This is a genomic window from Microcystis sp. (assembly GCF_048564745.1).
Lineage (GTDB): Bacteria > Cyanobacteriota > Cyanobacteriia > Cyanobacteriales > Microcystaceae > Microcystis > Microcystis ichthyoblabe_A.
On sequence record NZ_JBLZRT010000065.1, the window covers coordinates 1 to 21,586 of the forward strand.

The 21,586-nt window shown below is 40.4% G+C and carries 16 protein-coding genes; 7 read left to right on the forward strand and 9 right to left on the reverse strand.

The features are described from left to right. Positions 1–313: 313 nt before the first annotated feature. The 8 genes from ACOCD9_RS09100 to ACOCD9_RS09135 all read right to left on the reverse strand — a co-directional run bounded on the left by ACOCD9_RS09100 (position 314) and on the right by ACOCD9_RS09135 (position 6,702). A complete protein-coding gene (locus tag ACOCD9_RS09100) occupies positions 314–730 on the reverse strand; it encodes a helix-turn-helix domain-containing protein (protein WP_419547165.1) in 417 nt (138 codons plus the stop codon). Further along, positions 696–1,001 carry a type II toxin-antitoxin system HigB family toxin gene (locus ACOCD9_RS09105; protein ID WP_002752609.1) on the reverse strand — a complete coding sequence of 102 codons (306 nt, stop codon included), beginning with the start codon at positions 999–1,001 and terminating at the stop codon, positions 696–698. Before ACOCD9_RS09105 ends, ACOCD9_RS09100 begins: the two co-directional genes overlap by 35 nt. Before the next feature lie 636 nt (positions 1,002–1,637). Then, entirely contained in the window at positions 1,638–1,940 is a 303-nt protein-coding gene (locus ACOCD9_RS09110) for a UPF0175 family protein (RefSeq protein WP_004163132.1), read from the reverse strand. A 280-nt stretch (positions 1,941–2,220) separates the two neighbouring features. After that, a complete protein-coding gene (locus ACOCD9_RS09115) occupies positions 2,221–4,167 on the reverse strand; it encodes a pentapeptide repeat-containing protein (protein WP_419547166.1) in 1,947 nt (648 codons plus the stop codon). Between the two features lie 5 nt (positions 4,168–4,172). Next, on the reverse strand, positions 4,173–4,457 hold the full coding sequence (locus ACOCD9_RS09120) for a DUF2103 domain-containing protein (protein WP_002732155.1): 285 nt from the start codon (positions 4,455–4,457) through the stop codon (positions 4,173–4,175). A 2-nt stretch (positions 4,458–4,459) separates the two neighbouring features. Further along, positions 4,460–4,753 carry an ATP-dependent Clp protease adapter ClpS gene (clpS, locus tag ACOCD9_RS09125; RefSeq protein ID WP_002758084.1) on the reverse strand — a complete coding sequence of 98 codons (294 nt, stop codon included), beginning with the start codon at positions 4,751–4,753 and terminating at the stop codon, positions 4,460–4,462. A gap of 55 nt (positions 4,754–4,808) precedes the next feature. Beyond that, positions 4,809–5,942 carry a glycosyltransferase family 4 protein gene (locus ACOCD9_RS09130; RefSeq protein ID WP_002752604.1) on the reverse strand — a complete coding sequence of 378 codons (1,134 nt, stop codon included), beginning with the start codon at positions 5,940–5,942 and terminating at the stop codon, positions 4,809–4,811. 97 nt (positions 5,943–6,039) lie between these two features. Further along, complete coding sequence (locus ACOCD9_RS09135; protein WP_002749282.1) at positions 6,040–6,702, reverse strand: 4'-phosphopantetheinyl transferase family protein; 663 nt, start codon at positions 6,700–6,702, stop codon at positions 6,040–6,042. 110 nt (positions 6,703–6,812) lie between these two features. Between ACOCD9_RS09135 and ACOCD9_RS09140 the strand changes: the two genes are divergently transcribed. The 5 genes from ACOCD9_RS09140 to ACOCD9_RS09160 all read left to right on the forward strand — a co-directional run bounded on the left by ACOCD9_RS09140 (position 6,813) and on the right by ACOCD9_RS09160 (position 12,939). Continuing rightward, a complete protein-coding gene (locus ACOCD9_RS09140) occupies positions 6,813–7,754 on the forward strand; it encodes a serine hydrolase (RefSeq protein ID WP_419547168.1) in 942 nt (313 codons plus the stop codon). A gap of 713 nt (positions 7,755–8,467) precedes the next feature. After that, positions 8,468–9,817 (forward strand): AAA family ATPase, encoded by a 1,350-nt coding sequence (locus tag ACOCD9_RS09145; RefSeq protein WP_419547170.1) that lies wholly within the window; start codon positions 8,468–8,470, stop codon positions 9,815–9,817. Continuing rightward, complete coding sequence (locus ACOCD9_RS09150) at positions 9,818–10,516, forward strand: chromosome partitioning protein ParB (protein WP_419547171.1); 699 nt, start codon at positions 9,818–9,820, stop codon at positions 10,514–10,516. Between the two features lie 130 nt (positions 10,517–10,646). Continuing rightward, the gene (locus ACOCD9_RS09155; RefSeq protein ID WP_419547173.1) at positions 10,647–11,339 is read left to right on the forward strand and encodes a Uma2 family endonuclease; all 693 of its coding nucleotides are present in this window, start codon (positions 10,647–10,649) and stop codon (positions 11,337–11,339) included. 175 nt (positions 11,340–11,514) lie between these two features. Then, positions 11,515–12,939, forward strand: a complete 1,425-nt coding sequence (locus ACOCD9_RS09160; RefSeq protein WP_419547175.1) for an FAD-binding domain-containing protein — start codon at positions 11,515–11,517, stop codon at positions 12,937–12,939. Between the two features lie 329 nt (positions 12,940–13,268). Here ACOCD9_RS09160 and ACOCD9_RS09165 read toward each other — a convergent pair whose 3' ends face one another. Beyond that, a complete protein-coding gene (locus ACOCD9_RS09165; RefSeq protein ID WP_419547176.1) occupies positions 13,269–15,938 on the reverse strand; it encodes an efflux RND transporter permease subunit in 2,670 nt (889 codons plus the stop codon). 961 nt (positions 15,939–16,899) lie between these two features. Between ACOCD9_RS09165 and ACOCD9_RS09170 the strand changes: the two genes are divergently transcribed. Beyond that, complete coding sequence (locus ACOCD9_RS09170; RefSeq protein ID WP_287702064.1) at positions 16,900–17,850, forward strand: DUF4351 domain-containing protein; 951 nt, start codon at positions 16,900–16,902, stop codon at positions 17,848–17,850. Between the two features lie 601 nt (positions 17,851–18,451). Then, a partial coding sequence (locus ACOCD9_RS09175) for a hypothetical protein (RefSeq protein WP_419547177.1) occupies positions 18,452–21,586 on the forward strand: 3,135 nt, incomplete at its 3' end.

Sequence of the window (21,586 nt, forward strand, 5' to 3'; positions counted from 1 at the left end):
TTTTTTGGAATTTTTTTGGGCAGGCTATAGTGCAAGTGTATTGGTTTAGGGGGTCAATTACCTGGGGGGTTTGATCCCCCCTGCCCCCCTTGATAAGGGGGGTTTGATCCCCCCTGCCCCCCTTGATAAGGGGGGTTTGATCCCCCCTGCCCCCCTTGATAAGGGGGGTTTGATCCCCCCTGCCCCCCTTGATCCCCCCTTAGTCCCCCCTTGATAAGGGGGGTTTGATCCCCCCTGCCCCCCTTGATAAGGGGGGTGCCGATAGGCGGGGGGATCTCCCTTGATAAGGGGGGCATCTGATAATTTTTAACGCCTACCTACTTAAAAATAAACTTGAGTCAACGTGAAAAAACTGTCCTAACTTTACAGCTTGTTTTTCTGTTATTATTTGTTGGCCAATAAGAATATCAGAAACTATGGTTTTTGAACCTAGTATATCTGATAAATCTTTTTCTTGTAAGTTGTTAGCTTCCATGAGTTCCCAAAGTATTGAATGGGGTTCTGATTCTTCAAGGGGATAATGATCTTGTTCGTACTTTTCGATTAAAGTCAAGAGTAAATTTAACAAAGTGGTTTCTTCTAGACTGCGATTTTCTCGATGAGATAAGGCCTCAGCTAGGATAATAGCCTGTTCGTTTTCTGCCTCGTTTTCTATCACTTTTGGTAGATACTGGGCTAGTAAACTTCCGTAGGTATCACGGTTTAAAGTAAGGGTCATTTTTCCACTCATCTTTGTCATACTCCGCGTGAGTCAAAATGTACTTGATATAAATTACTTGGTCTTTGTAAACGATATCTACAATTAAACGATAGCGATTACCTTTGATATTAAAAACCGTGAAATTACCAACAGCTTCCGCTTGAGAATATACAGCTTGAACTTCAGCCAGGTTTTTCCACTCTGCTTTACTAGCAATTTTATACCAAGTATTAATGGCATTAACAGCATCGGCGTGTTTTCCAGAAAATTGCCGCAGTTTTGTACGGCTGATGATGTGCATATTCTTATTGATTTAGAATAGCTCTTGTATTCTAGTTTATCATAGCCTTATTTGCGCCACCAACCCGAAAACCAGCACCACAAGCGACGTAAGGGACTTGCGCTTTGATAATGTACCTTTTGGGCGAACGCAGTTCGCCCCTACATTGTGGACAAAATCCGTAAGGGACTTGCGCTTTGATAATGTACCTTTTGGGCGAACGCAGTTCGCCCCTACATTGTGGACAAAATCCGTTACTGTAGGGGCGCAAAGCTTGCGCCCTCCGATCGATTGGGATATTATTCCCACGCAAGTCCCTTACTGTAGGAGCGCAAGGAACCTGCGCCCTCCGCTTGATCAGGTTTGCTGATCACCCTAAGTAGGGGGAGAGCCTTCGATAGCCCCCTTCCTCTTAGGGACTTGCGCTTTGATAATATGCCATCTGGCTGGTCTGATTCTTCTACAGAGCGATTTTCTGGCTGGTATATTATTCCCACGCAAGTCCCTTACTCTTGAACTACTCTCAACGGAATTGAGAGTAGTTCACTTCATCAGCTACAGCTTCAGGAATGACCACAAGCTCATACAGTTCTTGTAGGATCATAATTTGGTCAATTAAGAGCAGGTAGCAAATCGGAGAAGTGTCAGAAACAACTATCATTTCGCTCTGAGTTCTTTGAGAGTTTGCAAATCGCGTTCTAGTTCAGTTTCATCATAATTCAGATAGACTCCCATCCGCTTTAAAAAGGCATGAGTTTCTAACCGAGAAGGTAATTGAAGGATGCGTCCAACTTCGGCCGTACTCAAGATACCAGCACGGTAAGCATCAGCAATAACCATTTCTAGCAGTTTATGAGCCAAATTATCGCCTGTTTGACCTAATCTCTGGGCGATTTCGTCGGGAATATCAACAGTGATTTGCATAAAATTATCGGAGTCGCTACCAGTTAGTTCTATCATAGGTGAAATAGATGGCTCTTCCAGTTTTTGTGTGGAAGGAAGAAGAATAGGGATAATTTGGGTGCATCTCAATTTGGTCGAAATATCTATAGGACATTTTGGGCGCACGCAGTTCGATAAACTCACTGACCACGATGCGCCCCTACCATTGGCGGAATAATATTATTGTAGGGGCGAATTGCATTCGCCCTCGGGGTTGGCTGAAAAAGTTTTTTGTGGGGGCGGGGTAATAATAGGATTGTAGGGGCGAATTGCATTCGCCCTCTTTGATTTTTACAGTTTATTTTAAATAAATCAAGAGATTTAACCCCGGAATCGTGCGCGAGAGAGTCCAGATAAGGAGAGTGATATAAAAGATGCCGATACCCCATTGATACCAAACTAAAAAGGAAATGATAGCGGGTAATTCTCGATCGCGAACTCGCCAATCGTTAAAGCCTAATTTTAGCAAATTATTGAGACTTAAATCGTAATAATTTAACCAATTCCAACGCTTTTGCCAAGGAATGGGAGTATAACGATCGCGAAAGAGGGGAAATTCGGGAACCACGGGTAAACGGGTGATTAATAAGCGTAATTGTCGCATACTACCATCTTGCAGGAAATAGGAACTATCCATTAAATCGTGATAGCGTCCCCGACGATAAAGTTCGATAATTAAAATTAGGGGTAAGGGGACAAGAATTAGGGCAATAGCTGTTAAAGTTAGTAGGGGACGACTGGCAGATTGCAGGATATTAAACACACCAGAAAGGGTGAGAATAATATAGCTAGTCACCATACAAAAGATTTCATAACGACTAGGAATTACTGGTTTAGGAGTGAGACGACGCACGCGATCGATTAACCAAAATAAACAGCCAAAATAGGCAAAAATTATGATTCCTGTACCGAAAACTAAACTAAAATTTGTACCATCTTGACTTAAGAGTAATAGTAAAGCAAGGAAAGAAGTATGCAGAAAATCAGCTACCCAAGTGAGGTTAATTAGGCGAATAACTGAGATATTATTCAGTTTTTGTTTTAACTGTTGTAATCGCAATTTTTCGGTTTTGTATTCAATTTGATTGGCATCGGCAATTTGTTCTAGGGAGCGAAAATTACGAACTAAATTTCTTAAAACTGTCTCATTTCCTGCTAGGTTTGGTAAATAAATTGCCTGACCAATTACTCCTCTATCTCCTAGGATTTTAGCTTTATCGGAATCAAAAGCTAATCCCGATACACTTAAATAACTATTTTTAGTAAAAGTGGAATTACTAAAATCTACCTGATCTAAAAGTTTCACATCTTGAAAACTAACCACACCATTAAAATAACTAGACCGGAAAGCGCCCGATTTTTCAAAAGTGGCATTTCTAAAGGTTAATAAACTTAAAAATCTACTCTTAGAAAATAGCGGACGATCTCGCCATTGACTTTGGGAAAAATTAGCTTCTTTTTCCCAGAAAGTACGGGTAAAATCTGCGAGTTTATCGTATTTAGTTTGATCAAAATAAGCTTCGGCAGTAAAATGACTGCGATGGAAGTTAGTAATACTTTTAAAATGGGCCGTGCGAAAGATGGCTTTATTTAAAAATTGACTTTGACTAAAATTTACATCTCCCATAAAATTGGCTTTGGTAAATTTTGCCACCCTAGCAAAACGCGATTCTACCCAATTACTTTCACGACTAAATTTTGCTGCCATTGCTTCGACAATTTGCAGAAAAAAAGTCTTAGAAAAGTCCACTTCTCCCATAAATACCGTTCCCTGCAATTTCACTGGTCCACGAAATACTGTGACATTAAAAACCGGTTCATCGCTATCGAATAAAAAATTTTCGTCCTGTTGTAATAACTGTTCTTCTGTGGGTGATAACAAGGTAGCAAGGGCCACTTTTGTTAAAGGAGTCGGTAAACCCAGACGGGAAGCGATAAAATTGCCTTGAATTAAGGAATTACTAAAATCTAAACCTAGGGGTTGTTTAGCGCGATTAATTTGACCTTGAATCTGTTGATAAAATTGTTCTTGCAGTTCCTTATTTTCATCGCGGATATCGATAACTAAATTGGCTAAATCGATAGTAGTCATCCCTTCTTTAAGGACGGGTGCGCTTAAACGTTCCTGCAATAAAGTTACTGTTAAAGGAACCCTATCCACTACTGCCAAACTAGGGAGAGAATGTAAACAGAAAAACAGAAAAACAATGATTAGTAACCAGCAGCTTTTCAACAACGCACCCACGACAGTTATTTTCCTAAACAAGCTTGGATAGCCATTTCTAAATCCTCTTGGTTTAAATCGGTAATAACAAAGACCTCCTGAACACTTTTTCCTGTCCTCGCAATCAGCTTAAAACCACCACGAATTGGCACTGATATCCGCAATTGTAACCGCGGACAATGACCTTTTGAGCGAGAAAGTACCCCGGGGGTGACAGTGGTGATTCCCTGATAAGTAATTAACTTTTCTAATACCGCAATCAACCCCGGAATATGAGTAGAATGATTCCAAACTAAGCGACCATTATTCATAATTATGCGGCCTCTAGGGGAGCCATGGTTAATCCTTCCCGTCGCAATTGTTGGTGATAAAGTTCCGCTTGTTCTTGGGGACCTGTCCAGACAATTGCCTGTCCTTGGTAGTGAACTTGATTAGTTAATTCCCAAGCTCGATCGGTGGTCATATCCGGGATATATTTAATTAAACAATTGGCCACATGATCGAAGGTGTTAAAGTCATCGTTGAGAACAATAACTTTATAGTTGGGATAAGTCTTTTTCACCCCTTGGGTGGACTTATCTAAGGTGGTACTGGGTGCGCTGGCCATAAAAGTTACAATAGGTCAAGGTTTTTGCGGTTAAATTCGAGCATTTTGACAACAATTAAGCGGCAAAAGCCACAGAATTATTCTTCAAAACTTGGTGATAGTAATTTAATAACTGTTTGGTGGCCGCTTGCCATGCCCATTTTTCCGCTTCTAGACGCGCATTTCGTCGTAATTCCTCTCTTTCTGCCTTGGCGGTTAGTAATCTTTGGGTGGCACTAATTAAACCCTTTTCATCCCTAGGATCGAAGAGATGACCATTAACTCCATCGGTGACAATATCGGGAATTCCCCCCGAATTTGCCGCCACCACCGGACAACCGGCAGCCATGGATTCTAAGAGTACCAAACCGAGGGTTTCTGTGCGTGAGGGAAAAAGAAAAGCATCTGCGGAAGCAAAAGCGGAGGCTAATTCTAACCCCTGTAAATAACCGACAAAATGGGTATTTGTGTCGGCAAAATGACTTGTTAAAGCTTCCCGATGGGGACCATCTCCCACAATGGCAAATCTTGCTTCGGGAATCGCTTCTAAGACTGGTTTAATGCGATCAATTTCTTTTTCGGCCGACACTCGACCAACGTATAATAAGAGAGGACTATCGGGGTTATTTTGGGATAATTTCAGTCTCATAGCCGGGGATTTTAAATGAGGTTGAAATAATTCCGTATCGACTCCCCTTTGCCAAAGCTCGACCTTTTCAATGCCACGACTAGATAATTCTTGTACCATAGCAGTGGAAGTGCAGAGATTTAAACTTGCTTGATTGTGGGCCAATTTTAATAATTCCCAGAGTAATCCTTCTAGGGAACCTAATCCATAGTGTTGTAGGTATTGGGGGAGATGGGTATGATAGGAAGCGACGAGGGGAATGTTCATAGTTTTGGCAAAATAAATGCCTCCCACCCCTAAAACAGCCGGGTTAACCACATGAATAATATCGGGTTTGAACCTCTCTAAAGCTTGACCGACGGAAGGCCGGGGGAAAGCCATTTTTAATTCTGGATATAGGGGTAAGGGAATCCCTGTAACTCCATGAATCTTAGCACCTTTGTACTCCTTTAAACCGCCATCGGGAGAGAAAACTAATACTTGATGACCTAATCTTTGTAGGTGTTCCACGGTATGTTTAAGACGGGTGACAATTCCATCGATTTTCGGTAAGAAGGTTTCTGTAAAAAGAGCAATTCGCATAGAGAAAACAAGGTTAAGTAATAATTAAGGGCAAGCTTTTTTTGAGATAGCTAGGAATAATTACTGAATTTCTCAAGGCAATTAACTCCCCAATTAATCATAGATCAGAAAGGCCAAAGGTTTTAATCACTCGATCGCTACCTTCGATAACCACCGTCGCTCGATAATTATCGCCGATTGCCGCTGTCCATAATTGCCATTCCCCCGCCACATTGTCTAATTTTAAGGGATTGAGGCCCACTTCCACTCGATCGAGTCCCCCGCTAATTCCCGTTCCCAGTGCCTTTAAATAAGCCTCTTTTGCCGTCCATAACTGAAAAAATAGCTTTTCCTTCTCCGCAGACTTTTCAACAAGCTCGTGTTCTCTAGCACAAAAAAACCTTTTTGTCAAGCTATCTAAATCTTTCATCTGGCGCATTTTCTCTAAATCTACCCCAATGCGAGCGGTTAAAGTCAAGCCACAGATTGCCATCTCCTCGGAATGGGAGAGATTAAACTGCAATTGGTAGTTAATACTCGGTTTTCCCCGTTCACTGTAGATAAACTCGATTTTTTCGGGACTTATCGCCAAATATGACCCTAAAATCTCGCGTAAACATCCCCTAGCCACCAAAAAACGCCGCTTGTGTTGGGGAAAATGGTAACGATTAGCTCTAATTATTTCATCTTCCGAGAGCAAAGAAGCCAGTTTTTCTAGTCTATCCCCAGAGGGATCAAGACTGATAAAATAGAGATGAACCTCATCGGTAGATATAAACATTAAACTCAGAAGCGATCAAATAATTAATTATCGGTAAATTTTACCTTAAAATGAGAATTGCCGACTCAAGAATTTATCCACCTTCTAACTCTTGACTTTGCAGCACACCTATGAACTTTTTTCATACTGAAGACCATCTCCAACAGTTCGGTACAGATATTTTAGAAACAACTTGGCGAGAATTTCCCCAATTAGCTCAAGAACAAATCGCCCTAACTTGGATAGTATATGATCCTCCTGTTATCGTCAACACGGGGGGAGCAATTTCTCACGAAGAATTCTGGAAATATTCCCCCCGCGGCTTTAGTTATCGCGGACAAGAAAGAACCTATCCCGCTAGTTTAGTGAAATTGTTTTATCTGGTAGCAATTCATGAGTGGTTAGAGGGGGGAATGATTGCCGAAAGCAGCGAATTAAATCGCGCCATTCGTGACATGATTGTTGACTCTAGTAATGATGCTGCCAGTTTAGTTGTAGATCTGGTTACGGGAACCACTAGCGGTCCAGAAATTGCCGCCAGTCCCTTTGAAACTTGGAAGCAACAACGCAACATAGTTAATCGTTATTTTCAATCCCTAAATTGGCCGGAATTAGCGACAATTAACGTTAATCAAAAAACTTGGTCTGACGGTCCCTATGGACGTGAACGCGCTTTTTTAGGGGAATTAATGGAGAATCGCAATATGTTGACTAGCAATGCAGTGGCGCGTTTAATTCATACTATTGTTGGGGGGATTGCGGTTTCTTCCCAACGTTCTCAAATGATGATGTCTTTACTAAAACGAAGTCTTAATCCTGCTGATTGGACAAGTCAAGGAGATGATACACAAATCTTAGGATTTCTGGGGCAAGGATTACCGGAAAATAGTCAAATTTGGTCAAAAGCTGGTTGGACAAGTCAAGTACGTCACGATGCAGCCTATATTGAAATTCCCCATCATACTCCCTATCTCTTGGTGGTATTTACCGAGGGAAAAGATAACAGTCAAAACCGCTCAATTTTACCTTTTATTTCCCAGAAAGTAGCCGAGAAAATTATGCAGATCCATTAATTTAAGCTGTGGGTAGGATGGTTTTCTCTGCTTGGTGCATCTCAATTTTGGAGAAGTATCTATATCACATTTGGGATCACGCGATATTACATTTGGGATCATGCGATATTACATTTGGGCGCACACAATATTACATTTGGGCGCACGCGATGCGCCCCTACTATTGGGGCGATAATGTTATTGTAGGGGCGAATTGCATTCGCCCTCTTTTAATAACTTCTGCTGCTCACCAATAGGTGAGAGATAGGGTTCTTTATTGCAGCTGAAATACTTGATTAAGTAAGGATTTACGGCTCTTCGGTTTGTCTTATGCAACGGACAGAATTATAAGAGATGAAACCCTTATAGAGAAAGATATTTGGCGATTTTTGTCAATTGTTTTTGATCTAGAGCGAACTAATCAATTAAATCTCTTGCCAGATAAGGATTTAGTCGATTTATGCCCCCCTATCGAACCATACCAAGTAACGAAGAGCCGGATTCTGTGCTTTACCTTGACGGGAAGGGCTGTCATCATTTAAACTAACAATAAGTTATTTTTAAGTAAGTAGTCGGACATAAATTCTGTTGTCTATCTTAAGAAATGTAAATTGCCGTAATTCTTACTTACTCCTGACTCCTATCTCCTGACTCCTATCTCCTGACTCCTGACTCCTGACTCCTTACCCCACAGTTAACTTTACTTTTGTCCAACTACTTATTTCCTCAAATGTGTGACTTTCAATCCTCATCATTGTCATAACGAAAGGGAAGTGGAGAGTAAACTAATTGTCCAGTATTTACTCCCAAAACTAGGCTACAATGCCGAACATTGGTATCAACAAGTTAGCTTCGGTAAAGTCCGCTTAGATTTCCTTGTTTCCGCTCAAAAACCTATCAACAAAAAGCAGTTTTTACCCTCTCACTGTCTAATTATCGAGGCTAAAAATCCCAGAGAAAAGCTCATCAATCATCGTCACCGCTTAGGTTATTATCTCAACTACTTTAAAGTGCAGTGGGGATTATTAACCAATGGTTATGAGATTCAACTTTATCAAAGAAAACCCGATAAAATTTATCCAGTTTTTAGATGTTCTGGGTTAGAAATTGCCTCTCACTTAGAACAGTTAAAATCTCTGATTGGCTACGAAACCTTATCCCTAGGCATTCCACCGCTCAATTCTCCAACAATCAACCACAGAAACCTCATGAAAACCATCGCAATTTATCATCATAAAGGTGGTGTTGGTAAAACCACCGTCGCTACCAATCTAGCGGCAGCTTTGAATAAAAAAGGCAAGCGAGTATTATTGATTGATATTGATGCTCAAGCTAACAGTACCTTTGCCGTTGGTTTAATTAAGTTTCAATTCGATGATGACGATGATTTAAAAGATAAAAATGTCTTTCATTTGCTAGATAACAGTAACCGCATTTTTATTGAAAATATCGTCAGAAAGTCTCAAGGATTCAATCATCCAGAAATTGATGTTATTCCCTCTCACATATCTTTAATTGCTAACCAAGCTAAAATTAAAGATAATGCGGCGGTATTTGCTAGATTGGCCAGAAAATTAGAGAAAGTAAAGGATCAATACGATATTGTAATTATTGATGCACCTCCCGCACTTGATTTATATGCACGCATTGCTTTAATTGCAGCTGACTATCTAATAATTCCTTCAGATCTTAAACCATTTTCTAATCAAGGATTAGATAGCGTTAAAAACTTTGTTCAAGAGGAAATCAATGAAAGTCGTGGAGATTTGGGTAAACCAACCCTACAAATTTTAGGCGTTTTACCTTCCAAAATTTCCACCCATGCTCAATACTTAAAATTTAGTTTTCCCAAACAAAAACAAGTGATTCTAGACAAATATAATTTACCTTTAATGGAATCGACTATCTCGGAAAGAATGCCTTTATCTCGCTGTATAAATCAATACGTTACCGTGGGAGATTTAGAAATTCCTGCCCCCCAATCTATAATTGATTATGCGGAACATCAAGGCGATGCGGGAGTATCAGCAGCAGAATTTGAAGCCTTAGCACTGGAAGTTTTAGCTAAAATAGGAGTTAAATAAATGTGGAAATTTTTACGAGTCGATATTACTGATATTAATCCTTCCCTTCCCAGAGAAACCTTCTCCGAAACTGAATTGGAGAATTTAGCCAATCTTATTATTGAAATGGGTGGACTTATTCGCCCTGTTATTCTCAAAAAAGCTGATAATAAAAAAGTTGATGAACGTTATAATATTATTAGTGGAGATTTAGAATATTATGCTTCTGTTATCGCCAATCAGAAAGTTCCTGACATCGAGATGATTAACGCTTTTGTAGTTGATAAAGAAGCGGAGAATATCGCTTTACAGCAAATACAGTTATTATCTCCTTCTCCTGGGTTAATTACCACGCCTGAAAAAACAGATAATCCTCTAGAATTGAGGGTGAGTAATCTTGAAAAACGATTAGAAACTCAGTTACAAGCAATCCGAGAGGAGTACCAAAAAGAAATCAAAAGACTGGAAGAAAAAATTATTATTTCTGCTGCTCCTCCTCCTCCTTCTCCTCCTTCTAAGTCGATTTTAGAGCTTTTGAATAGCTGTGATGCTAATCAACTTAAAAAAGCAGGAATTCCCGCTACATCTGTTAACGATTTTCTGAAAAAACGTTCAGAAAAGCCCTTTGATTCTTTGGAAGATGTCCTAAATCGCCCAGTGTCAGGAGTTAAAGAGAAAAGATTAATTAAACTTATCGATTATTTGCTGACTTCTAATTGATTTTTGTGGGTGTGTTGAGCTACTTTAACACACCCTACCGATGGGTGTTATAATAATGGAAGATCAGGAAAAAATTCCGATCCGATAGCGGGCAAAGATTAACTAGAAGACGGGTGAAAAGAGAAAACTTATGACAACTACCCCAGTAATAGCTGCTTCTTTAACAATTCCTCCCCTAGAAAACGGCGATAAATTAACTCGATGGGAATTTGAACGACGTTATCAAGGGATGCCCCATCTCAAAAAAGCGGAATTAATTGAAGGAATTGTTTATATGGCATCTCCCTTGAGAATTACCCAACATGGTGAACCCCACGCGCATATTATGTTATGGTTGGGTTTTTATAAAGCTTTTACCCCCTATCTGCAATTAGGGGATAATTGTACCGTGAGATTAGATATTGATAACGAACCCCAACCGGATGCCCTATTAAGAATTGACAAGGGAGGACAATCAACAATTAGTCAAGATGATTATGTAGAAGGAGCGCCGGAATTAATTGTCGAAATTGCCGCTTCTAGTGCTTCCTACGATGTTCATCAAAAATTAAATGTTTACCGTCGCAATCAAGTCCAAGAATATCTAGTCTGGCGGTTTTATGAACAAGAAATTGATTGGTTTCGGCTACAGGCAGGAGAATATATTAAACTAGAACCCGATAGTGAGGGCATAATGCGCTCCCAAATCTTCCCCGGTTTATGGCTAGATAAAAACGCTTTATTAATGGGCGACTTAGGAAAAGTTTTATTGATTTTGCAGCGGGGGTTAGAAACAGCAGAACATCGAGATTTTGTCAAGAAATTAACTGCCAATTACAGCTAGATTGTAAAATTAGACAATTATTCTTGATCCACTGTCCTATAATTACAGAAAGAGTATTTTTGACTTGAATTTGTTCTTAACTGTACCCCACATTTCGACAAGCTCAATGTAAAATAATCTCGCCCCTGATAATCTTCACTTCGACAAGCTCAGTGACCACTCATCACCTTACTTTATGTCAAATCTAATCCTTTTCTGGCATCGTCGCGATTTACGTCTCTCGGATAATATTGGACTGAGTAAAGCTAGGGAGCGCAGTCCGAAAATTATCGGGGTTTTCTGCCTCGATCCTGCTATTTTAGAGAGGGATGATATCGCCCCTGCTAGAGTTGCCTATCTCCTCGGTTGTCTAGAGGAATTAGAAAAAAATTATCGCCAAAAAGGTAGTCAATTACTGATTATTCGCGGCAACCCCAGTCAAACACTCGTCAATTTAGCCGGCAATTTATCGGCAAAAGCAGTTTTTTTTAACCTCGATATCGAACCCTACGCGCGTCAACGGGATCAACAGGTAATCGCCGCTTTACAAACAAAAGGAATTGAGGTAGAAACATTCTGGGATCAACTTCTCCACGCTCCAGGGCAAGTCCTCACCCTCTCAAAAAGTCCCTACACCGTATATACTCCTTTTTGGAAAAATTGGAGCCAATTAGCCAAAGCCAGCCCCAAAACCCTAGAAAACCTGCAAGGATTAGACGAAAATGAGGGGGAGAAACTCACAGAAACTATTAACTTACCAACCCTAGAAAATTTAGGTTTTACTTGGCAAAATCCCTTACCCCTCACCCCCGGAGAAAAAGCCGCTACTAGCAGATTAGAAGAATTTTGTCAAGGGGTTATTAACAATTATCAAGAAGATCGTAACTTCCCCGCTTTCGATGGGACCTCGCGCTTGAGTGCCGCTTTAAAATTTGGGGCGATTGGCATTCGCACAATTTGGACGGCAACCCTAGAATTATTAGAAAATTGCCGGGCAGAGGAAGCAAAAAATAGTATTATCACTTGGCAGCAAGAGTTAGCTTGGCGGGAATTTTACCAGCATTGTCTCTATTTTTTCCCAGAATTGGCGGTCGGTGCTTATAGAAAAGAATTTCGTCATTTTCCTTGGCAGGATAACGAAGAACATTTTCAAGCTTGGTGCCAGGGAAAAACCGGCTATCCGATCGTTGACGCGGCCATGCGACAATTAAATGAAACGGGATGGATGCACAATCGTTGTCGCATGATCGTGGCGAGTTTTTTAACCAAAGATTTAATTATTAACTGGCAAAAAGGCGAAAAATACTTCATGCAGAAACTTTTTGATGGCGATTTAGCCGCTAATAATGGTGGTTGGCAGTGGAGTGCCTCTAGTGGCATGGATCCGAAACCTTTAAGAATTTTTAATCCCGCTAGTCAGACACAAAAATTCGATCCGGAAGGGGAATATATTCGTCAATGGTTGCCGGAATTAGCCTCCGTAGATACGGAATATTTAGTAACTGGGAAAATCCCCCGTTTAGAAAGACATCGTTGTGGTTATCCTGAGCCAATTGTCGATCATAATCAACAACAAAAAGAGTTCAAACAACTGTATAGTAATCAGAAGCCAAAACAATAACTAGGGTTTGTGGCAAAAAGTTTTTAGTGGGGACAGGGTGACAGGGTAACCATAAGGGTGCATCTCATTTTTGTAAATCTACTAATTTAGGATTTTTCAGGGGAAACTTTCTCCTAAAATTGGGGGTTACTTTCGGTTTTATTACTCAATCCAAGCTTTTGGGGGGTTCTACCCCCCAAACCCCCCGCGCATTAGCTTTTCGGTGGGATGCTTACACGCGATTGTTCATATTTTTATACTAATTTAAGAGTCACTGATAATTGCTGATTCTCGGTATTTCTGCAAATGTGGGATGCACCCAACCCTAACTAAAGGGACGGTAAAACTAGCTACTTTTGACCGGCTTTAATCCGGTTCCAAACATCCTCTAAACTTAGATATAACACAGGCACAACAATTAAACTCAACAGGGAAGAAGTGACTAAACCTCCCACAATTACCATCGCCATGGGTTGCCGCAATTCAGCACCAGTACCCAATCCCAAAGCGATCGGAATCATGCCTAAAATTGTCGAACAAGTGGTCATTAAAATCGGTCTTAACCTAATCATTCCCGTTTCTAAAACCGCTTCCTCCCGACTCCAACCCTGTTGACGCAATTGGTTAGTATAATCCAGCAATAACACAGCATTTTTATCGAGTAGTCCCAAGAGGAAGATAAACCCGATCAGAGAAATCATACTAAACTCACTACCCGTTACCAATAACCCCAACATTGCCCCCACAATCGCTAAAGGTAAACATAAAGCGATGACGATAGTTTCTAGCAGTCTTCTGAATAATAACCATAAAACTCCTAACATTAAAATTGTCGCTAGGATTAAAGTGCGACCAAAACTGCCCAAAACATCGCTACTTTGAGAAGAAGTACCCCAACGCTGTAAAGTTATCCCTTCCGGTAAAGGAATCCCTTCAATTTTAATCGCCGCATCTTCTAAACCTAAATCGGGACTGAGATTAGCACTCAGAAAAATCGCCTGTTGACCATTTAAACGCTCGATCGCTAAAAAATCCCCCCGCTCATTTAATCTAGATGATAGGGAAATATCCTTTAAACCGGCGATTTTAGCGGCCTCAACCCGCAATTTCTCGGCACTATCGCGCAATAGCTGCAAATTATCGCTTTTAATCGCAATTTGGATCGGCTTTTCCGCTTCCGTCTGCACAAAAGGAATGTCCTCGACACTGACATTCACCCCTCTAATTGTCGGTAAAATTTGCCGAATCCGTTGCTGCACCGCACTGGTGTGAGATTTACGATCGCTCTTCAGTTTAACGTGAATTTTGCCACGATTCGGCTCACCGCGTAAACCGGCGATCATAAAAGTCGATTCCACTTCCCCATCCCGCAAAATCGGCGCTTCTAATTTGCTGCCATCGCGGATAGTGCGACGCAGGAGAAAACTTTCGGGAGAACTCGCTAACTGAGAAATCCAAGCGAAACTATCGCTAGAACTCTTAGCCGTCGATTTATTAGGACTAATTTGCGTTATTTTCGGCAAAGGAGACGTATAAACTAGATTAAACTCGCCGCGATCGAGTCGGGGAATAAATCCCCTAGAAATAAAAGGAATCAGGGCAATACCCGCCAAAAAGGTAATTAGGGCAATAGCAATGACCAGCAAACGATGACGCAATGACCAGTTTAAGAGCCGTCGATAGGCGTTTTCAATCGGTCGCTTTTGTTTCGTCATTTTTGCCCGTGACTGCGGTTTCAGCCAATATACTGCCAAAACTGGCGATAAAGTTCGGGCGACCAACAGGGAAAAAATCACCGCAGCCGAGACAGTTAAACCGAAGGGTTGGAAAAACTGTCCCACCGCACCCCCCATAAAAGCCACGGGTATAAACACGGCAACAATGGTTAAAGTGGAGGCGGTGACAGCTAATCCGATCTCCCTTGTCCCCTTAAGTGCCGCATTTTTCGGGGTTTCCCCCGCATCGATTAAACGGGAAATATTCTCCACATCCACGATCGCATCATCCACGACAATGCCGATCACCAAAGCGAGAGCCAGCAGTGTCAGGGTTTCCAGATTAAACCCATAGATGGCCATGATAATGAAAGTCCCCAAAAGAGATAGGGGGATAACCAGAGCAGAAATGACCGTAGCGGCGAAACTGCCTAAAAATATCAAGATCACCAGCACCGACAGCAAAACTGCCAAAAGTAAATCATCGATCGTGCCTTGTAGGGCAGCGCGAATATATTCCGCTTGGGTTTCAGCTAAAATTATCTTGACATCGGGCAGTTTTTGTGCTATGTCTTTAACCAGTTTTTCTGCTTGAGCGGCCAGATCGAGACTATTAGCCGCACCTTGTTTGATTACCTGCACTGCGATCGCTTCTTGACCGTTAAAGCGCACCAGCGTGGGTAATGGTCGGGTTAAGCTTTTATGGGGATTATCTTCTCTAACTGTACCTTGACCGAGTAAATTAACTTTAGCCGTACCAGGAAGAGCTTTTAAGGGTGTAATTAAATTATCTTGGGCGATTTGGCTTAATTCTTCTAGATTTTTCTGCTCACTCCCTTCGACTTGGCTCAGGGCAAGCACCAGCGCATAGGTGACTGTTGCCGACTCATTTAAATCAACGGGGATAACTTCTGTGGTAGCTTGAGGGGGTAAAGGGACTTGCGAGATAGTCTGTTTAACTGCTGCAGTGGCCTTGTCTAAATTTGTACCAATTTTAAAGAAAATGCTGATTACTGACTGTCCGGGGGCAGTAGTCGAAGAAATATCACGACGACCGGGGAGAGAGAAAAGGGGATTTTCTAGGGGTTTAGTTAATTGCTGTTCCGTGGTGATAGCAGTAGCTAAATCCGCTTGAGCGTTAATTATTACGACTGGAAAGCTGATATCGGGGAAAAGAGCGTATTTTAGAGAACTAAAAGCCAAAATTCCCGCCACGGCCACCGCTAACCAGAAGGCAATGGTTAACCTCGGGGCATTAATCGCTATTCGAGAGATATTCAGACGTTCTCGCCACGATTCTTTCATGTTTGTTGAATAAGTGGGGTATGGGGTGTGGGGTGTGGGGTGTGGGCTTCGGCCGTGAGCTCAGCGTTCGACCGAGCTCACGCCGAGGTCCGAACGGGTGTGGGGTGTGGGGTGTGGGGAGAATAAATAAAATAATCTCCTGAATCCTGACTCCTGAATCCTGACTCGGAGACTCCTAACCCCATGGTAGATGTTGGATTTTTGCAGAAGTTCTATTTTCTGACAAAGATAAGCAAAAATTATTTATTGACTGTAAAAACTTGAGAATATTTAAATTAACATTCCGCAATATTTATAAATTCTTAAGAATTAATTGAGAAAGATTTTTATTTAACAACGACGTTATAATGGTTACAGCGATTTGATAGAATTTCATAATGGGTTATTTTGTGCTTTTTTGGGCAGCAATGGTTGAAACCCTTGCCACACCTAGAAGGTGATCCTAATTAAAACGGGTAAATCAGTCAATTTCGCCCACAACGATGATCTTTTTTTTGTGTAGTTTTATTGCAAAAAAAAAGTTTTTTTGACAAAAAGCACAAAGTATGATAGGGGAGAAGGGAGCCTGGAATTATGAATTGGGGAGAGTGATTGCCTTTATTTAGAAAACGGGTTTCTTCGAGAAAATATTTAGAAAACGGGTTTCTTCGAGAAACCCGTTTTCTTGTAATAAATGTTAACTTTTGTGATAGCAACCTTGAAAAATTGGGGATTGTTGGGCTAAAACTGTTAGCAGTAAACCTTTGCAGTTAATGTCATGACTTCTACCCTGTTGCCGTTCTTTCCTGCTGTTTGCGATAGTTTGTTCGATTTAGCTCAATCTGATGGATTTTGGGCGAATTTGGCAATCGCTGTAGGTTAAGGGGGTGAGGTCATAACAATCCGTTGCCGAAACCGACTTTTCAGAATACAATACATAAGAGTAGTCATTCATCACTCAGATTAGTTAAGATGATATTACATGACTAATAATATTGACCACGATCGCCTATTTAAGGAGTTAATATCCACCTTTTTTGTCGAATTTATCGAGTTGTTTTTCCCTCAATTGATAGATTATTTAGATAGGGACTCGATTACTTTTTTAGACAAAGAAGTATTTACCGATGTCACGGAAGGAGAAAGGTATGAAAGCGATTTAGTCGCACAGGTTAAGTTTCGAGGAAAAGAATCTTTTTTTCTGATTCATGTAGAGGCGCAGGAAAGTTCTCGAAAATGGTTTAACCGGCGAATGTTTACTTATTTTGCTCGTTTTCATGAGAAATTTGTCCTACCGATTTATCCGATTGTAATTTTTTCTTATTCAAAGCCAAAAAGAGAAGCGATTAGTCAATATGTGGTCGATTTTCCCGATTTTAAGGTATTAGAATTTAACTATCAAGTAGTACAGTTAAATCGATTAAATTGGCGAGATTTTCTCAATCAACCGAATCCAGTTGCTTCAGCTTTGATGGCTAAGATGAACATTGCCGAGAAAGAGCGAGCCAAGGTGAAGGCGGAATGTCTGCGCTTGTTAATCACTTTAAGCTTAAACCCAGCAAAAATGCAATTAATTTCTGGATTTATTGATACTTATCTCAATCTAAATCCGGTCGAAGAGATACAATTTCAACAAGAGATTAGCACATTTAGTCAACCCGTACAGGAGGGAGTTATGCAAATTACTACCAGTTGGATGCGTCAAGGTATTGAACAAGGTATCGAACAAGGTATCGAACAAGGTATTGAACGGGAAAAGACATTGATTCTTCGTCAAATTAAACGCAAGTTAGGGGAGATTAATCCTTCATTGGAAACTAAAATTATGGAGTTAAGTATTGATGATGTCGAAGTATTAGGAGAAGCTTTATTCGATTTCTCTACGGTTGAAGATTTAATCAATTGGTTAAATACTTTAACTGCCCAGCTTTGACGTTAGCGATCACATCTTCGCCATGACAAGGAGTAAGATTGCTTTGGGGGGGGAGTTTTAGCGGAAATTATCCCCTTCGCCATCACCCGCTAAAATTTTCATGGTGAGGAAGTAATTCAGAGATAAGCTTTCCGTATATAATATAGGCAACAAGCAGAAGCTTGGTGAACTATAGATCACCAAGGACTGGCTAAACCTGAAGTTGCAAGAGCGATCGCCCTCTCACAATAACAATATTTTGAAGGCGTGAATGGGTGACTTGTGCTTTGATGGTTTGACAGTCCTCAACCCTAACCCACACCGGCTAGTTGGGCGGTTGTATAAGAACTGGCTGACTCGGCTGAATAATTAATAGCAAAGCAAATTGTGGGCAATGTCCACTCTACATTACTGGCTCTTCGTTACTTGTTATGGTTCGATAGGGTGGCATAAATCGACTAAATCCTTATCTGGCAAGAGATTTAATTGATTAGTTCGCTCTAGATCAAAAACAATTGACAAAAATCGCCAAACGTTTTTCTGTATAAGGGTTCCGTCCCTTATAACCCCCGTACATTGCATAACACAAACCGAAGAACCATCAAGATTAGAAAACATAAGAATGTCAGACAAAATACCAAGCGACTGGACTATTGAATTACGTCAACTACCTATCCTTGGAGGTTTTTACGCTCATAACTACTGGGTAATGTTAGACGGCAATCGTAACCCACAAGGAGAAATTAATGGGTTTTCATCTGTATTTAACACAAATACACGACAATGGGATGAAGTTGCTGTTGGATTATGGGGTGATACATTAAGAGGCTATTCAAGAATAGAATATGCCAATACCCCTCATCAATCGATTTATCAATATAAGAGTAGTGAATCAGATGTAAGAGCGCGTTTCCAGGCTGCCTTAAAGGTAAATGATTTCCTAAACACAAAAAATATTAGATATCAACCTTGGTTGTGGTACTCGTCTGAAGAGCAAAATTCTAATGCGTGGGCTACTACAATGGGAGTGGCCATGGGTTTTAATGATTTAAAAAAAGTTTCTGATGATAGCTTAATAGCGCCAGGATGGGGATATAACTTATTAAGTGAATATCCTGAAGGTAAAAAGCTAGTTTTTAATCCAGAAATTTTAGAAGATTTGATAAATTACTGCTTCACCGCAGAAACACCAATCTTAATGTCAGATGGTACATACAAACCCATTGAACAAGTAAAAATTGGCGATGAAGTAATGGCGTTTAATGGCTTGGGAAAACTGGAACCACGCAAAGTTACTCAAACCTTTATCACACCAGATCAAGAAGTAGTTCAATTAGGTAATATTAAAGTTACTTTAGGGCATCATTTTCTACAAGCTGATGGCAATTTTAAGGCTTTAAGTGAAATTGACCCTGATGACTTTTTGGTAGGTGTAACGGGTAAATTGATCCCTCATCCGGGTATTAAATCTGTTGAAGGGAAGCATACAGTTTATAACTTCACTGTTGAAGAATTACATACATATATTGCGGGATATTATCGGGTTCATAATGATTCTCTTGCTCTGTATCAACCTGTAACAACGGGTGGGTTTATTGGGGCTTCAATTGGTAGTCAAATTGGGTCTTATTTTGCTAATGATAAATTTGCTAGTCAGCTTGTCGCCCAGTCGTTAGGTAAGACGGTAGGGAGTTGGGCTGGTGATGCTATTGTTTATGAATTTGACTTATCAGATGATCCTGCTTTTCGTAACCGCAGTCAGCAATCATTATCATTAGGCGCAATTTATAAAAGATTGCCGGGTAGTGTTATTTCAACGGGTATTGGTTTGCAAAGTGGCAGGTTAGCTAATTCATTAATCAAGACTTTTAAAATTGAAGACCGATTCTCTCAGATCGCTTTTAGTGGATTAATTACGACGACGACTTCCAATTATATTACGACTCTGGCAGCAACTCATTTAGATGCAGAAACGGCAGTCAAGTTTTTTGGTGCGCCTGGTAAGTATGATAATTTGGGAAACCTTAAAGGGATTGATTGGGAGCAATTAGATTTAGTTAATAGTTTAGCGGCAACTGCTGGTTCGATTGTGGGTTCTTATTATGGTAGTAAATTATCTAATATTTTATTTAATACTGATAGCACTGAATCACAAATTGCGGCTAGTTTAGCCACTGCCTATGGTGCAACTTTAGGTCAAACGTTGATTCCTATTCCCGTCGTTGGGGCAGCAATAGGAGCAGCAGTCTGTAACTTAGTTGGCTCTTGGTATGGTTCTTTAGTCAAGAGTTCACCTGTTATAGCATTTGCAATAGCTCCTCTTTCTTTTATTATTACTAAAGGTTTAGGTAAGATTGTTGGAAAAATTTTTGGAGGAGGAGATCCACCGCGTGCTTTTGCTGATTTATATTTTGATTCCAGTAAAAATGCTTTTGCCATGCAACCAAGCATTAGAGAAGAGCATCGTGGTAACGTTGAACTTGCCAAACAAATGGGAGAAGCAGTAGTTAGCAACCTTAACAGTATATTGTTGATTGTTGGTGGAAAAGCATTTGATGGTTATTGGGGAATTTATGGGCATTACGGGGATGTTTTATCCCATACGCCTGATGGTCGTCTTAAATGGGGAAATAATGTTGATGGTGCGCTTAATTGGGGAATTTTAAGTCAGATTCGTTCGGTTAAAATTGAAGGTGGCGATCTTTATTTGAAGCGCGTTTTAAAAACTTCTCCAGCCACCACTGTTTTAGCGTTATCTAAGGATTTGGATATTGCCAGAGAATATGGCATTTATAAGGATAATCCCTATCTCTATGATAAGACGATTCAAGAGTTAGATGATAATGCTATTTCTATTGCGGATCAGCAAATTTTAGCATTGCGACAAGTTCCTGCTAATCTTCCCGTTTTAACGAATCCAGAGAATAAGTTTGTTGATTTTGATGTGAATGTTTTGCCGTCTCAGGTATCGGTATCTATGGCGGGTAGTAATTTTATTGTCAATGGCCGAACGGTTACGCCTGATCAGGTAGTCAGGTTTGCTGATGGTAGTCGTTTTAAGTTTATTATTAAAAATGGGGTAGCAACGTTAGAAGCGGAACAGGTGGTTAATTGGTTCGTGATTAAGCTTAAAGCAATGGCTTTAAATTTAGATGCGCCTCAAGTTTCGGATACTTATATGGGAGCAAATGCCAGTAAAATTGTCAGAAATACTGGAGGTATTGGCAATGATATTTTAATTGCTTCTTCAGGAGCAACTCTTAATGGTGGGTTGGGAGATGATGTTTATATTTATAGTCGTGGAATGGGAACGGTTACTATTAGTGATACTGGTGGATTTGATACGATAGAGCTTGATGCAAGTATTAATGTATCCGATTTATTGGTAGAGCAACGGGGAAATAATTTAATCATTGCTGTTAAAGATTCTAGTAATCCATCAGCAGAAATTTCGCAATTGTCTGATAATATTATTATTTCAAATTTTGCCAATCAAAAAATTGAGACTTTTCGTCTTGGCAATAATAAAGAATATACTATTCAAGGATTAATTACAGGATTCTGGGGGGATGGAAATAATTCTCAGCAATTAATTGGTGATTTTAATGGAGATGGGAAAGATGACATTGTTAATTTACAAAGTGATGGGATTTCTAATAACTGGGTAGCTTTATCTGATGGTAACGGTACGTTTAACTTAAAAGGAGCATATTCTCTAACTAATTCTAACAATAGTTATCAAACAGGGCTAACATCA

Excerpts from the sequence above, each read along its gene's own strand:
- ACOCD9_RS09100 (WP_419547165.1), bottom strand. The coding sequence starts at position 730 with ATGAGTGGAAAAATGACCCTTACTTTAAACCGTGATACCTACGGAAGT.
- ACOCD9_RS09105 (WP_002752609.1), bottom strand. The coding sequence starts at position 1,001 with ATGCACATCATCAGCCGTACAAAACTGCGGCAATTTTCTGGAAAACAC.
- ACOCD9_RS09110 (WP_004163132.1), bottom strand. The coding sequence starts at position 1,940 with ATGATAGAACTAACTGGTAGCGACTCCGATAATTTTATGCAAATCACT.
- ACOCD9_RS09120 (WP_002732155.1), bottom strand. The coding sequence starts at position 4,457 with ATGAATAATGGTCGCTTAGTTTGGAATCATTCTACTCATATTCCGGGG.
- clpS (WP_002758084.1), bottom strand. The coding sequence starts at position 4,753 with ATGGCCAGCGCACCCAGTACCACCTTAGATAAGTCCACCCAAGGGGTG.
- ACOCD9_RS09130 (WP_002752604.1), bottom strand. The coding sequence starts at position 5,942 with ATGCGAATTGCTCTTTTTACAGAAACCTTCTTACCGAAAATCGATGGA.
- ACOCD9_RS09135 (WP_002749282.1), bottom strand. The coding sequence starts at position 6,702 with ATGTTTATATCTACCGATGAGGTTCATCTCTATTTTATCAGTCTTGAT.
- ACOCD9_RS09140 (WP_419547168.1), top strand. The coding sequence starts at position 6,813 with ATGAACTTTTTTCATACTGAAGACCATCTCCAACAGTTCGGTACAGAT.
- ACOCD9_RS09150 (WP_419547171.1), top strand. The coding sequence starts at position 9,818 with ATGTGGAAATTTTTACGAGTCGATATTACTGATATTAATCCTTCCCTT.
- ACOCD9_RS09155 (WP_419547173.1), top strand. The coding sequence starts at position 10,647 with ATGACAACTACCCCAGTAATAGCTGCTTCTTTAACAATTCCTCCCCTA.
- ACOCD9_RS09160 (WP_419547175.1), top strand. The coding sequence starts at position 11,515 with ATGTCAAATCTAATCCTTTTCTGGCATCGTCGCGATTTACGTCTCTCG.
- ACOCD9_RS09165 (WP_419547176.1), bottom strand. The coding sequence starts at position 15,938 with ATGAAAGAATCGTGGCGAGAACGTCTGAATATCTCTCGAATAGCGATT.
- ACOCD9_RS09170 (WP_287702064.1), top strand. The coding sequence starts at position 16,900 with ATGACTAATAATATTGACCACGATCGCCTATTTAAGGAGTTAATATCC.